Consider the following 13,632-nt stretch of genomic DNA (forward strand, 5'->3'; position numbering starts at 1 on the left):
GGGTGCGATCGCGTTGCTAAAATTAATCATTCCCCCATCGATCAGCCGAATCCTATGAGCGACACAATCCTGAATGTCCGTAACCTGCAAGTTCAATTCAAAACTGATGAACGATTGGTTAAAGCGGTAGACGGCATTTCGTTTCAAGTGCGACGGGGACGAACGCTCGGAATTGTGGGTGAATCAGGGTCAGGAAAATCGGTGACATCGCTGGCGGTGATGCGGCTGATTCCCAATCCGCCGGGACGAATTACGGACGGTGAGATCTTGTTTCAGGCGGCAGATGCTCCAGAACCGATCGATCTCTTGCGGTTAAGCGAAAAGCAAATGCAGTCTTATCGCGGCGAACAGATTTCGATGATTTTTCAGGAGCCGATGAGTTCGCTGAATCCGGTGTATACTTGCGGGTTTCAGCTTGTGGAAGCGATTCGGCAACACCAAAACATTTCGCAGTCAGAAGCACGTCGTCGAGCGGCTTTATTGCTGCAAGAAGTGCGGGTGCTGCCATCGGATGAAGAGTTAAAACAACGAGTTTTAGAAGAACGCAACCAAAAACCGCTCAGCGAACCGGAACTCGATCAAGAACTGAATCGCCAAAAAACCGCAATGCTCGATCGCTATCCGCATGAGCTATCTGGTGGGCAGTTGCAGCGAATCATGATTGCGATGGCGATCGCCTGTAATCCCACTTTGCTGATTGCTGACGAACCGACCACGGCGCTGGATGTGACAGTACAGGCGACGATTTTAGATCTGCTGCGGGAACTGCGCGATCGACGCGGGATGGCAATGATGTTTATCACCCACGATCTCGGCTTGATTGCAGAGATCGCCGATGATGTGGCGGTGATGTACGAAGGCAAAATCGTAGAATACGGCTCGGTTTTAGAGATTTTCTCGAATCCGAAGCATCCTTACACCAAAGGACTGCTCACTTGTCGTCCACAGCCCGATCGACGCTTGCGATTTTTGCCAACCGTTTCGGACTTTATGGAAGTGTCGCTGTTACCGTCCGGGGAGAAATTAATTCAGGCAAAACAGCGCGATGTGAATACGGCTCTAGCGGAAGCACAAGAAATCAGCGATGTGGAATTTGATCAGCGGCTCAAATCACTTCAGCAAAAACAGCCGCTGGTTTCGGTTCAAAATCTGCAAGTGGCGTTCCCAGTTCGGGGAGTATTTGGGCAGACGAAGCGCTACATGATGGCGGTGAATGATGTGTCGTTCGATGTCTATCCAGGTGAAACGCTGGGACTCGTAGGAGAATCAGGTTGTGGTAAATCGACGTTAGCGCGAACGCTGCTGAGACTGATTGAACCGAAACAAGGAAAAATTTTCTTTGAAACCGAGGACATTCTGAAGCTTTCTAAGCATCGAGTGCGTCAACTGCGGCGCGATGCTCAAATTATTTTTCAGAATCCGTATAGTTCACTCGATCCGCGAATGAATATTGGTGATGCGGTGATGGAGCCGTTGCTAATTTACGGGCGTGGCAACCGGAAGCAATTTAAGGAACGAGTCGAGTATCTATTGCAGCGCGTGGGACTCGATCCGAAGTTCATAAATCGCTATCCGCACGAATTTTCTGGCGGACAACGGCAACGGATTTGTATTGCTCGATCGCTCGCCCTTAATCCGAAATTTATTATCTGCGATGAGTCGGTGTCTGCGCTCGATGTCTCAGTTCAAGCGCAGGTCTTGAATCTGCTGAAAGAATTGCAGTCTGAATTTGGGTTAACTTACATTTTCATTTCGCATGACTTAAGCGTTGTGAAGTTCATGAGTGATCGCATTATCGTAATGAATCGCGGCAAAATTGAAGAGATCGGAACCGCCGAGACGATTTACCGCAAACCGCAAACTTCTTACACTCGTCAGTTGATTTCGGCAATTCCGGTTGGTTCGCTCGATCGCATTCGGGAACGTCAACAGCGATCAGCTTAACTGTTGAGAATACGATCGACCGAAATCGAAATCTCTGGGAATGCGAGGGGTGCGATCGTGCCTGTGGTTAGCGTTGTTTCAGAACGGTAATCCCCATCCTGCGGATCGCGCAACACAATTAGCTGTAACCTTTTCAGATCCACAATCCAATACTCAGAAATTCCAACCTCCGCGTAAATTTTGCGTTTAATTCCAAGATCTTTGCTGGGGCTGGAATTTGAATACTCGATCAGCCAGAAAATATTTTCAGGATAAGGATGATGTTCGCGATATTCCCGTCCCAAATCTTGAACGATCGCAAGATCTGGTTCAGGCTCTGATTGGTTTGGTAATGTAATCGGCTTTGCACCCCGAACATCTGCTAAACCTTCTAGAAGGTTTAGCAGATACTTAAATGCTTGATTGGAATCAAACGCATGGGGCTCTCCTTCTGGCGGCATTTCGACAATTTCTCCTCGCAGCAATTCCACCCGCCGATCGTCTAAAATCCCCGCTTCGATCATGCGGTGATACTCCTCTAGTGTCCATTTCGCGATCGTCACGCTCATCGTTTAATCCTCGTCTAGCGGCAGTCCACGCTTGACCCGACCTTTGCCAAAATAGCGCCCAAACTGAAGCTCATACACTTCATCTTCATCCTGTGTTTCAACTTCGAGATCTGATTTGGCATAGCTCACACACAGCAGCGCATAGCCTTGTCGCTTTAATTCTGGCGACAATCCCACCGCTTCCGGTTGCTCTAAATGACCCGACAACACCCGTACCGCACAGGTTGTACAGGCTCCATTGCGACAAGAAAACGGCAGTTCGATTCCTTGAGTTTCGCCGGATTGGAGAATGTAGCGATCGTCCGGCACTTCAAAAGTGTAAAACTTGTCTTTTTGTCGGTGATAAACCCGGATTGTATGAAATTCAGTCATGATCGTTGTTTTGAATCTGCTCTTTCCACTCTAAGACTTTTTGGCGGCAGCAGTTGAGTGGCGGTAAACCGGAGTTGTACTATTTTGTGCGGCAAACCCAAAGATCATAAAATTTGCTGCTGGATTGGCGATCGTAGTGTGCTGCAAAGATTTTCCTAAATTCATCACTGAATAGTTTCTGAAGTGGCGGATAGTAGCTGTAGACCTGAAACGGTGGATTGCTTTTTGGAATTAACCAAATCTCTGTTTGGCAAGTTCTGATCGCATTGAGTGTACTTTCTGGCGTGTTGTTCATTCCAGATGCCTGCATTTCCATTAGAGACGCAGAATCGAGCCAGTAAGGATTACCCGCAAATACTAATTGAGGGCGATAAGTTGAAAGTTGATAGCTCACTGCACCATAACCCATGCCGATCGTGCGATTCGGATTTGTTGCCATGATGCGATCGAGATCTGCGATCGCCTGATGTCCGGGAGCGGTAGTCATCCGATCAATGAATTTTATTTCAGTTGAGTAAACCGCTAAACAGAGCGATAACGTGAATGCGATCGCAGCACTCAAGTTGATTGGAGTGATAATTTTAGATCGCTTAGAATACGTTGGAATTTGGAATAGCTCGATCGCAAGATAAACGAGTAGCGGCACGAATGGCAGCATATTATTTTCTAAAGCACCGCGAGTTGCACTAATCACTGCATTGGCAACGATGCCAGCAATTAAAGTGATGCAATATAGGGAATGCTTAGATAGCCATCGTTTCAGTGAATCAAAATTAGTAAAAAGCGACTGTATGAAAGCGAGCGCTACAGGTAATGCTACAAATCCTGCCCATAAAAGATTCTTTGGAATCTGATCGGAATTAATCCCCTTGAGTCGAACTTGCTGTAGCCACGCCCAATAATTTGTGAATGAGATTTGGGAAAAAATAAAGTATGGTAATGCTGAAACAAACGCAGCAATACCAGATGAAATTAGTACAGAAATGAATCCGAATCGATATAGTAACAGAACATAAATTGGGATGAAATGCAGAAAGGCAGTGATTTTTAGATTCGTGCTAATGCCAAGTGCGATAGTGCTTCCAATTATCGCAATCGATTGCGATCCTCGTACAACCAGAAACAGTCCAAGCACGGTAAAAAATAACAGCAACGAATCAGGTCTGACCCAAAACGAAGACGTTAGCAACCCAGAAGCAGAAGTTTGCGCCAGAAAACAAAGTGAAACGATCGCGCTTCCAAAGATTCCAGCTTTCCAGCCCAAACGATCGCGAATCAACCAAAAGATCAGCCCCAAACTCGAAAGCCCTGCCAAACAACCTGCAATTTTTGTCGAAAAAATGCTCGGTTTTAGAACACTTAGAAATCCACTCTGAATCACATAAGAAAGAGCACCATAATTATTAATGTATCTTTCTGCTGCATCTAATTTTGGGTAAAGCGCTTGTCCTCGATGAAACAGCCATGAAACGATCGCAACATTCGCTTCAGCCGGATCAGCAAAATCCGCCCAAGTTGGATAAAGAACCACCAAGCCAACATAATTTAAGACAATCAAACTTGCGAGTAGGAGCAGAATCGAACGAGTGAATCGATCGACCTGATTTCGCAGTTGAAATATTACGAATGCTGGAATCAACCCAATTAAGAACAGTGCAAAAAAACCTTGAAAGATCAGTTCAATTTCTAATCTTTTGCTGCTCGAAATTGCTTGAATTATCGTCTCTAACGCTTGCATTGCTCGGCAAATTCTAGCAAAGGGATCACAGCGATCAAAGCATAAATTGTGTTCGATCGCATGGAAAATCGAAGGTTACTCTTCGGCATCTGGCACATATTGAATCAAATCCGCAGGCGTACAGTTCAGCGCATCGCAAAGTTTCGCCAGTGTTTCGCCACCGATCGCAGGCATATCATCTGCATTCTTCAGCTTCGAGATGCTAACCGGGTGCATTCCAACAACTTGGGAAAGCGCTTGATTTGTTATTTTGCGGTCTGCCATGACCACCCGTAATCGCCAACGAATCTTTCCCACTTGCACTTAGACTAAATAGAGCTTGACCTAGAAAATTTGAAATTGTGTAAGCGATGGGCTATTTAGTCTTAGCGTTTTACGCTATAGTTAAAGCCTAAGAATCTAAGATGCAGTTGCAAGCCCCGCTAAGAGTCTGCAACTGCATTGCCCCAAATGAGGTAAATAAATCATGCCATACAACGCTGAGTTTGATGATTCTGCGGCACACGATCGTGTGTGTTCCTATAGAGAGCGATTTTTGACAAATTGGGCGGTGCCTTTGGCTCACGCGAACGTGTCCGTCTGCCTTTTGCCGAATATGCAGTGCGTGATTGTTGAACGATTCCGCACTCGCACCGATGCAGATGGACATTTACGAGTGTTGCGTCAGATGATGCCAAGGTGAGAATTCATTGTGGTGTTCGATCGTGAAGAAAGCGGAAGTTTTTCAAGCGTAGATTGCACGTAATTCGTAGTTTTGAGACATTAGCTCGTCTGTTTCTAATGCCTAGCTCTAGTCGCCTATTCTCGAAATATACTGTTACATTTGGCACGGTTAAACGGTAGAATAACCGGGCTACACATTGTTTCGTGAAAAGAATTACGTGCAAGTTTATCCGAATCCGTCTACCCCGGTGACAGACGCTTTTGTTCGTCAAGATCTACCCTTTACTCTCAAAGATGTGCGATCGGCAATTCCCGATCGTTGCTTTCAACCTTCGACCGCTCGATCGCTAGCTTATTTCTTCCTCGATATCGGCATTATTGCAGGACTGATTGCGATCGCAGCTTACCTCGATTCTTGGCTATTTTTCCCGGTTTTTTGGTTTGCTCAAGGCACAATGTTTTGGGCGTTATTTGTGGTTGGGCATGACTGCGGACATGGCTCATTTTCTCAACACAAATGGCTGAATAATCTGATCGGGCATTTGTCACACTCTCCAATTTTGGTTCCGTTTCATGGTTGGAGAATTAGCCATCGCACTCACCATGCAAATACTGGCAACATTGATACTGACGAAAGCTGGTATCCGGTGACAGAAACGAAGTATGCAGAAATGGGATTTCCAGAAAAGCTAATGCGGTTTTATTTGCCGTTGTTGGCTTATCCCCTGTATTTGTTTCGCCGATCGCCCGGTAAACAAGGCTCTCACTTCATGCCAAGTAGCCCTTTGTTTAAGCCCTCTGAGCGCAATGATGTTCTTGTTAGTAGTGTTTGCTGGCTGTTGATGGTTGCATTTCTCGCAGCGTTAACCATTCAGTTTGGGTTTCTATTTCTGCTGAAATACTATCTTGGCGGTTACGTTGTATTTGTAATTTGGTTGGATCTAGTGACCTTCCTCCATCACACCGAAGATGATATTCCCTGGTATCGGGGTGAAGATTGGTACTTCCTTAAAGGTGCGTTGTCTACGATCGATCGTGATTACGGTATTTTTAATCCGATTCATCACGACATTGGCACGCATGTTGCTCACCATATCTTCTCAAATATGCCGCATTACCGCTTAAAAGAGGCAACAGAAGCCATTAAGCCTGTCCTCGGTGGATATTACCGCAAGTCAAATGAGCCGATTTGGAAAAGCTTTTTCAAATCCTACTTTGCTTGTCATTTTGTGGCTGACACCGGATCGAAAATCTACTACCAATCGCCACATAACCGATAAGTCAAGCCCTGCTTGAGAACTCCAGTTTTTCATAAAATTGGAGTTCTCAATCTTTTGTAGATTCATCCTCTTCGTTCATGTCGATTAAGCCTTCCTCAACGGCTGTTTCGAGCAAAAATCGTTTCGCAAGGCGATCGTACACTCCTGCCCCCACAAACTGCGGAAATTTGTGCGATCGACTGTAGACCCAAACTAAATTCCCTTTTTCAAAAATCCGAACGTCCTGAAACCACTTACACTCTGGCATCTTCAACTTTGCAAATTCGAGAGCATCAATCCAGCGATCAAACTCACGATCGACATTGCGTGTAACAACTCTAAACACCGTTCTATCCTTGTGAACCCTAACTCTAGAATAAAGGAAGCGTTCAGAAGTTTGTATGTCCGATTGGATTCCGCAGTTAACTCAAGATGGCTCTTATACCTTTTTCTCTGAGGAGTTTGGGGAAGCGTTTCACAGCTATCAAGGCGCAAAAACCGAAGCCTTTCAAAAATTCTCAGACGCGATCGACCTGCAACAGAGAGCACAGCAATCCCAAATCAAACTCTTAGATGTTTGCTATGGATTAGGCTATAACACCGCAGCCGCGATCGAAGTCATCAGAAAAGTTAATCCAACTTGCAACATTGAAATTTACGCTTTAGAACTCGATCCAACAGTACCTCTTGGATCAGTTACACCACAATTATTGCAATACTGGTCAAAATCCGTTCAAGAAATTCTAGAAACACTTGCAAAACAGCATTACTATCAGCACGAGCATCTCAAAGCACAATTGCTCATTGGTGATGCAAGACAAACAATTCAGCACTTAATCGCATCGAAATTTCAAGCAGATGCCATCTTTTTTGACCCATTCTCACCGCGTCGCTGTCCCCAACTTTGGACGATCGAATTCTTTCAGCTTGTCGCCCAATGCCTCGCCCCCACCGGAAAACTCGCAACCTACTCGCGCTCGGCATCTGTCCGCACTGCCCTAATCGAAGCCGGATTACAAATCGGAACCATTCCCCTCGGAGCGCTTCACCTGCCGCACGACTGGGCACAAGGCACGATCGCAGCCTGGAACCCTGAAACCCTGCATCCTTTGTCACAAATGGAGCAAGAACACCTCAAGACTCGCGCCGCCATTCCTTACCGCGATCGCACCCTCAGCGATTCAGCCGCAGAAATTTTGACCCGGCACGAACAAGAACAGCGATCGTCCACGGTAGAATCAACCTCAAGTTGGCGAAGACGTTGGAACATCAAATGAGCGATCACGTTGGATTTTTGCAGAACTGGCAAGATGCAGTCGTCTTTTGGAGCTTTGTGGCAATTACCGTATTTGTCACCTGGCGCATCTTAGTCAGTAAGCCCAGAGATTAATTCGCGGTGCGATCGGAGCGTAAGAAATTATTCCTATTTCTAGAAGATACGTAGAATCTGCTAAAGAAATTGAGGGGATCGTGCCTACAATCTAGAGTGCTAGTCAGCGCATGAGTAAAATCTTATGAACCTCAATACCATCGCATCGGGAACATCTACGACTCCATTAACCACGGTTCGCAACAGCCAAAGCTTAACCAGAGAACTACAGCAACGCCTAATCGCCTTAGGCTTTCAACCTGGCCCTGTGGATGGCATTTGGGGCAATATGACTCAGAGCGCTTTTAGTGCATTCGCCACTCGCAATCAGCTTAAAAACAACGAAATCAGCCCCCGTGCGGCGCAACTGCTTCTAGGTCTCCAGCCTCGACCCGCACAACCAACTCCACCTGCACAAGCGAAGCCACCTGCACAATCGACTCCGCCCACACAAGCGAAGCCACCCGCACAACCCACCTCACCTACACAACCCACCGCACCTACACAACCAACTCCCCCACAAACCGTTGTGCAACCTCCTGCAACACCAGCGCCTACAACACCGGCTCCCTCTGGGACTCGCCTTGCTCCCCCAAATCAAGCCATCCCGACCGGACTCCGCCTCATTGCAACAGGTGGATTCACCTGGCAGATGTCTCGCATTACTGCCGATCAGCGCCTTACCCGCCAAATTCAGCAGGGACTCGATGCAATGGGACATGCTCCAGGTCCTGTCGATGGACTTTGGGGCGGTAGAACTCAGTCGGCCTATGTTGCTTTCTCTAGAGCTTACGAATTCAACTCCAATGAGCTTTCGCCCACTGCCGCACTGATGTTACTCGAACCTGCAATTCCTCGAATTCCTGTGGTGCGTCCAACTCGATCGCTCAATTCTCAAGATTTTCGCGATGTGGCTCGATCGATTGGTTGTGAGGTTGCCGCAGTTCGAGCCGTTGTTGATGTAGAAGCTGCCGGATCAGGATTTTTGCGCGACGGCAGACCCAAAATCTTGTTTGAGGCGCATTGGTTTTCGGATTTTACCAATGGGCGATTTGACTACAGCGACGATAATATTTCCAGCCCGGTCTGGAATCGTAGTTTGTACATTGGTGGAGCCGGAGAATGGGATCGCATTTATCGAGCAGCGAATCTGAATCGGGAAGCGGCATTGAAATCTGCTTCTTGGGGTTTGGGTCAGGTGATGGGCTTCAATCACGCTCAGGCGGGCTACCGGGATGTGGAATCTTTTGTGCGCGATATGCACGAAAGCGAAGGCAAGCAGTTAGCAGCAATGTTCAATTTTATTAAAAGCAATCGGCTCGATCGCTTCTTGATTAGCCGCGATTGGGCAGGATTTGCGCTGCGGTATAACGGTGAAAGCTACCGGGTGAATCGCTACGATGAAAAGCTAGCAGATGCCTATAGCTACTGGCTAAAAGCGGCTTAGGCGTTGATTAATCTACTCTCGTATCGATACAAGAGATATCGATACGAGACGCTCGTTTAAAGCACGATCGCACAACCATCCGCTCTCGATTCTGAACCCGCAATTAAGACATGATTAGACTTTAGAATCATCTGTCCTCGACCAAATGCACTCGGTTCCGCAGCCAGTTGAATCTGATGATTGCGATCGGACAGTGCGATCGCAACATCTGAGGCTACAGTTTGCTCTAACAACACTTGATTGTTTGCTATCCATCGCCAGCGAGGAGCATCCAGCGCAACTTGGGGATTCATGCCATAGTCCACTAAGTTCACGACCATCTGTAAATGTCCTTGAGGCTGCATAAATCCGCCCATCACACCAAACGCGCCGAGCGGCTGATCTCCCACGCTGAGAAATCCTGGAATAATCGTGTGATAGGGACGCTTACTCGGTGCAACTTGATTCGGATGCCCCGCTTCGGTTGAAAAGGCGTTGCCGCGATTGTGAAGTGCAATTCCAGTATCGGGAATGAGGATACCGCTACCAAATCCCTCGTAGTTAGACTGAATGAATGACACCATTAAGTCTTCGTCTGCTGCGGCTAGATAAACCGTTCCACCTTTGGGAAATCCTGAGCGAATTGATGTTAATGCAGTTTGACTAATCAAGTGTCGTCGCTCAGATGCGTAAGCTTTATCCAGTAAGTCGGCTACAGCAACTTGCATTGTTCGGGGATCGCTGACATGACGATCGACCTCAACATACGCTAACTTCATCGCTTCGATTTGCAAATGGAAGCTTTCGACCGAATCCCGCGGATATTGCGATAAATCAAAGCCTTCTAGAATGTTCAATGCAATCAATGTCGCAATGCCGTGAGTGTTAGGCGGAATTTCCCAGACTGTCACACCCCGATAGCTAATTGAGATCGGATCAACCCAAGCCGCTTGATGGGTTGCAAAATCCTGATGATCGAGAAATCCTCCGGTCTGTTCTGCAAATTGAGCAATCGCGTCTGCAAGTTCACCTTGATAGAATGCTTCACCTTGGGAGCTAGCAATCGATCGCAAGGTTTTTGCATGAGCAGGACTGCGCCAAATCTCGCCCACACGCGGAGCGCGACCACCGGGAAAAAACACAGCTTTAAAGGGTTGGAATTCTGCACCTGTGAGCGGTAGAAAGGTTTGTTCGGCTCGCTTCCAAGCGCGGGCAACTTCCGGCGAGACGGGAAATCCTTGTTCTGCATAGTGGATCGCAGGCTCAAACAATCGCTCAAACGGCAGCTTTCCCCAACGTTGGGAGAGCGATCGCCAAGCCGAAACAGCACCTGGAACTGTGACTGTTGCCCAACCTAACTGCGGCATCTTCGGAGCTTCGAGTAAGGTTTGAACAGGTAAATTCTGCGGGCTTCTACCCGATGCGTTTAATCCATGTAGCTTGCCATCCCAAACTAGCGCGAATGCATCAGAGCCAATTCCGTTTGAAGTCGGTTCCACCACAGTCAGCGCGATCGCAACTGCGATCGCAGCATCAGCAGCATTCCCGCCCGCGAGTAGCATTTGTATTCCAGCTAACGTTGCTAAAGGTTGACTGGTCGCCACTGCTCCTCTACTTCCCAACATTGCCCGACGCTTCGCTGCGTAAGGATAGCGGTCAATCTGCTGATTGGCAGAGAATCCCTCCCAAGAATTAGTCTTCAAGACGTACTCCTTTCTACTCCTTTAGACACTGTTAGGCGCAAAGTACATTATTTACTCTACTGATAGTTTACGGTGCGACTGATACATGATTCAAATTATGAGGCACTCCATGTTTTGGGAGTCCGCCAAATCGATTCGATTGATCTTATTCAGTCGGTTGCGATTTCTGACGCAAACTTAAACAGTTTTTCATCCCCTGAATTGCAGTTTTTAGCTCGAAATTCGAGCAAGTTTGTGTTGGCAACTTAGACAATCACGGAAGTAAGCTATGAGTTCTGTTCACGCAAAAGTTGAAGCAACGGATCAGTCATTTCATTTGGAAGGATACGAGAAGATCGAGTTTAATTTGGATCTCATCGAGGGTTTGTTTGAAGTTGGAAATCCCGCTTTGGCAGATAACTACCGCACTTTAGGACGCTGTCTAGCAGTGGTGGATCACAATGTCGATCGTCTCTATGGCGAACAGTTGCGATCGTATTTCGAGTATTACGAAATCGATTTAACGGTATTTGCGATCGAGATTACTGAACCAGAGAAAACGATCGACACTTTCTTAAAGATCACGGATGCTTTCTGCGATTTTAATCTCAAGCGTAAAGAGCCAGTTCTAGTCATTGGTGGCGGATTGGTTTTAGATGTTGCAGGGTTTGCTTGTTCTTCTTATCGCAGAAGCACAAACTATATCCGAGTTCCTTCAACTTTAATTGGGTTGATTGATGCGGGTGTTGCAATCAAAGTTGCTGTGAATCATGGCAAGTTAAAGAATCGTCTCGGTGCTTATCATCCGCCTAAGCAAGTCATTCTTGATTTCTCGTTCTTGAAGACCTTGCCTGTGGATCAGATCCGAAATGGTATGGCAGAGTTAGTTAAAATTGCCGTTGTTTCTAACGCTGAAGTGTTTGAGTTGTTAGAGCAATATGGTGAAGAATTGCTGTATAACCACTTCGGTTTTGTGGGTGATGCTGCGGATCTCAAACAAATCGGACATCGCGTGAACTATGAGTCAATCAAAACAATGCTGGAGCTAGAGGCTCCGAATCTGCATGAATTGATGCTCGATCGCGTGATTGCTTATGGTCACACTTGGAGTCCAACGCTGGAATTAGCTCCACAAATTCCACTGTTACATGGTCATGCCGTGAACATTGATATGGCGCTTTCGGCGACTATTGCTGAAAAACGTGGTTATATCTCTGCGGTGGATCGCGATCGTATTCTCGGTTTGATGAGTCGGTTGGGCTTGGCACTCGATCATCCCATGATGGAGATTGACTTGATGTGGAAAGCAACTCAATCGATTATGCTGACTCGTGATGGATTGCTCAGAGCCGCAATGCCGCGCCCGATCGGAACTTGCTACTTTGTGAATGATTTGACCCGGGATGAGCTAGAAAGCGCGATCGCAGATCACAAGCGGTTGTGTGCGGACTATCCTCGTGCTGGAGCAGGCATTGATGCGTATGTAGCGAACAGTGAGCTGGTGGGGAGTGCAAACTAGATGACCACAGCCACTCCGACTGCGGCACGTCCCGTTACGCCGCTTGGAATTTTGACGGCTCATCTGCAAACTGCACTTAAGCAACTCCAACACGCTGAAGATGCCACAGAATCCGTGCAGAAAGCATTGGAATTGGCGATCGGGCTTGAAGAGTATGTCAATGCTTGTACAACACCTGAATCGAAAGATTTGAGCGCAATTGCTAGGAAAACCCAGGGGGAGCCTTGGGATCAGCGCTTTTCGGATGGTGAAACAGTGCGCCATCTAGAGCAGGAAATGCTATCGGGTCATGTTGAAGGACAGTTTCTTAAAATGTTGGTTCACATGGCTCACGCTCGTCGCATTTTGGATATCGGAATGTTTACCGGATATTCTGCATTAGCAATGGCGGAAGCATTACCCATTGATGGTGTTCTCGTTGCTTGCGAAGTCGATGAGTATGTTGCAAGTTTTGCTCAGGAGCTATTTGATCAGTCGTTGCATGGTGCAAAGATTCAGATTAAGTTAGCCCCAGCGATCGACACCCTCAAAGAACTTGTAAGTCAAGGCGAGGTGTTTGACTTCGTGTTTATCGATGCCGATAAGCGGGAATATGTGCAGTATTTTCAATTGCTGCTCGATTCCGGATTGTTAGCACCGAATGGCTTTATTTGCGTGGACAATACTTTGCTTCAAGGACAGCCTTATTTGACTGAACGATCGGCGAATGGAGCGGCGATCGCTGAGTTTAATCAGGTCGTTGCAGAGGATGCGCGAGTTGAACAAGTGTTAGTTCCCTTGCGCGATGGTGTGACGCTGATTCGACGGGTTTAGAAAGTTCCTGTTTTCTCTTTCCCCCTCTTCTAAGGTATTGCTGTGTAAAGATGGTTTTCGCTGCGTTGCAGTCGAATAGCTGCCCCCTAAATCCCCCACAAGTGGGGGACTTTGAGTGGAGTAAAGCTCTTGATTGCTACAGCACTTTTGTCCTAATCAAATTTGAGTCTGTTTTTGAGCAAGGATTCATGCAGGAGCAGGCTTGTTTGATCACTTCAAAGTCCCCCACAAGTGGGGGATTTAGGGGGCAATTAGCCGCTTAGAACAAAGCGACAATTTGCATCTACATCGTAGTTTCT

General features: G+C 47.0%; 13 protein-coding genes. 7 read left to right on the forward strand and 6 right to left on the reverse strand.

The window, feature by feature from the left end; translation table 11 throughout:
• Positions 1-54 precede the first annotated feature (54 nt).
• Positions 55-1,944, forward strand: coding sequence for an ABC transporter ATP-binding protein (locus NC981_RS01265; RefSeq protein ID WP_348241212.1), 1,890 nt, complete (start codon positions 55-57; stop codon positions 1,942-1,944).
• Here the strand turns inward: NC981_RS01265 and NC981_RS01270 are convergent.
• From NC981_RS01270 to NC981_RS01285, 4 genes are all read right to left on the reverse strand, one after another.
• Entirely contained in the window at positions 1,941-2,492 is a 552-nt protein-coding gene (locus NC981_RS01270; protein ID WP_348241213.1) for a Uma2 family endonuclease, read from the reverse strand. The two genes, NC981_RS01265 and NC981_RS01270, sit on opposite strands and share 4 nt — an antisense overlap.
• Before the next feature lie 3 nt (positions 2,493-2,495).
• The gene (locus NC981_RS01275; RefSeq protein ID WP_348241214.1) at positions 2,496-2,864 is read right to left on the reverse strand and encodes a 2Fe-2S iron-sulfur cluster-binding protein; all 369 of its coding nucleotides are present in this window, start codon (positions 2,862-2,864) and stop codon (positions 2,496-2,498) included.
• 79 nt (positions 2,865-2,943) lie between these two features.
• Positions 2,944-4,602, reverse strand: coding sequence for a hypothetical protein (locus NC981_RS01280; protein ID WP_348241215.1), 1,659 nt, complete (start codon positions 4,600-4,602; stop codon positions 2,944-2,946).
• A 75-nt stretch (positions 4,603-4,677) separates the two neighbouring features.
• Positions 4,678-4,899 (reverse strand): helix-turn-helix transcriptional regulator, encoded by a 222-nt coding sequence (locus NC981_RS01285; protein ID WP_347272583.1) that lies wholly within the window; start codon positions 4,897-4,899, stop codon positions 4,678-4,680.
• Between the two features lie 169 nt (positions 4,900-5,068).
• On the opposite strand from NC981_RS01285, the gene NC981_RS01290 reads away from it, so the two are divergent.
• On the forward strand, positions 5,069-5,284 hold the full coding sequence (locus NC981_RS01290) for a hypothetical protein (protein ID WP_348241216.1): 216 nt from the start codon (positions 5,069-5,071) through the stop codon (positions 5,282-5,284).
• Between the two features lie 199 nt (positions 5,285-5,483).
• Complete coding sequence (locus NC981_RS01295; protein WP_348241217.1) at positions 5,484-6,545, forward strand: fatty acid desaturase; 1,062 nt, start codon at positions 5,484-5,486, stop codon at positions 6,543-6,545.
• A gap of 46 nt (positions 6,546-6,591) precedes the next feature.
• On the opposite strand, the gene NC981_RS01300 is transcribed toward NC981_RS01295, so the two are convergent.
• Positions 6,592-6,870: a hypothetical protein gene (locus NC981_RS01300; RefSeq protein ID WP_348241218.1), complete on the reverse strand. Its 279-nt coding sequence runs from the start codon at positions 6,868-6,870 to the stop codon at positions 6,592-6,594.
• 55 nt (positions 6,871-6,925) lie between these two features.
• Between NC981_RS01300 and NC981_RS01305 the strand changes: the two genes are divergently transcribed.
• Positions 6,926-7,801, forward strand: a complete 876-nt coding sequence (locus tag NC981_RS01305) for an MnmC family methyltransferase (RefSeq protein WP_348241219.1) — start codon at positions 6,926-6,928, stop codon at positions 7,799-7,801.
• A gap of 237 nt (positions 7,802-8,038) precedes the next feature.
• Positions 8,039-9,340 carry an N-acetylmuramidase domain-containing protein gene (locus NC981_RS01310; RefSeq protein ID WP_348241220.1) on the forward strand — a complete coding sequence of 434 codons (1,302 nt, stop codon included), beginning with the start codon at positions 8,039-8,041 and terminating at the stop codon, positions 9,338-9,340.
• 56 nt (positions 9,341-9,396) lie between these two features.
• Here the strand turns inward: NC981_RS01310 and NC981_RS01315 are convergent, their stop codons facing one another.
• Positions 9,397-10,944, reverse strand: coding sequence for a gamma-glutamyltransferase family protein (locus NC981_RS01315; protein WP_348242017.1), 1,548 nt, complete (start codon positions 10,942-10,944; stop codon positions 9,397-9,399).
• A gap of 346 nt (positions 10,945-11,290) precedes the next feature.
• Here NC981_RS01315 and NC981_RS01320 point away from each other — a divergent pair, with 346 nt between their 5' ends.
• Positions 11,291-12,520, forward strand: coding sequence for a sedoheptulose 7-phosphate cyclase (locus tag NC981_RS01320; RefSeq protein ID WP_348241221.1), 1,230 nt, complete (start codon positions 11,291-11,293; stop codon positions 12,518-12,520).
• On the forward strand, positions 12,521-13,333 hold the full coding sequence (locus NC981_RS01325) for a class I SAM-dependent methyltransferase (RefSeq protein ID WP_348241222.1): 813 nt from the start codon (positions 12,521-12,523) through the stop codon (positions 13,331-13,333).
• Positions 13,334-13,632: the final 299 nt, after the last annotated feature.

The organism is Leptolyngbya sp. DQ-M1 (assembly GCF_039962505.1).
Taxonomy (GTDB): domain Bacteria; phylum Cyanobacteriota; class Cyanobacteriia; order Leptolyngbyales; family Leptolyngbyaceae; genus Leptolyngbya.

Bases quoted from the DNA above. Each gene is read 5' to 3' on its own strand.
- NC981_RS01265 (WP_348241212.1), top strand. From the start codon at position 55: ATGAGCGACACAATCCTGAATGTCCGTAACCTGCAAGTTCAATTCAAA.
- NC981_RS01270 (WP_348241213.1), bottom strand. From the start codon at position 2,492: ATGAGCGTGACGATCGCGAAATGGACACTAGAGGAGTATCACCGCATG.
- NC981_RS01275 (WP_348241214.1), bottom strand. From the start codon at position 2,864: ATGACTGAATTTCATACAATCCGGGTTTATCACCGACAAAAAGACAAG.
- NC981_RS01280 (WP_348241215.1), bottom strand. From the start codon at position 4,602: ATGCAAGCGTTAGAGACGATAATTCAAGCAATTTCGAGCAGCAAAAGA.
- NC981_RS01290 (WP_348241216.1), top strand. From the start codon at position 5,069: ATGCCATACAACGCTGAGTTTGATGATTCTGCGGCACACGATCGTGTG.
- NC981_RS01305 (WP_348241219.1), top strand. From the start codon at position 6,926: ATGTCCGATTGGATTCCGCAGTTAACTCAAGATGGCTCTTATACCTTT.
- NC981_RS01310 (WP_348241220.1), top strand. From the start codon at position 8,039: ATGAACCTCAATACCATCGCATCGGGAACATCTACGACTCCATTAACC.
- NC981_RS01315 (WP_348242017.1), bottom strand. From the start codon at position 10,944: ATGTTGGGAAGTAGAGGAGCAGTGGCGACCAGTCAACCTTTAGCAACG.
- NC981_RS01320 (WP_348241221.1), top strand. From the start codon at position 11,291: ATGAGTTCTGTTCACGCAAAAGTTGAAGCAACGGATCAGTCATTTCAT.
- NC981_RS01325 (WP_348241222.1), top strand. From the start codon at position 12,521: ATGACCACAGCCACTCCGACTGCGGCACGTCCCGTTACGCCGCTTGGA.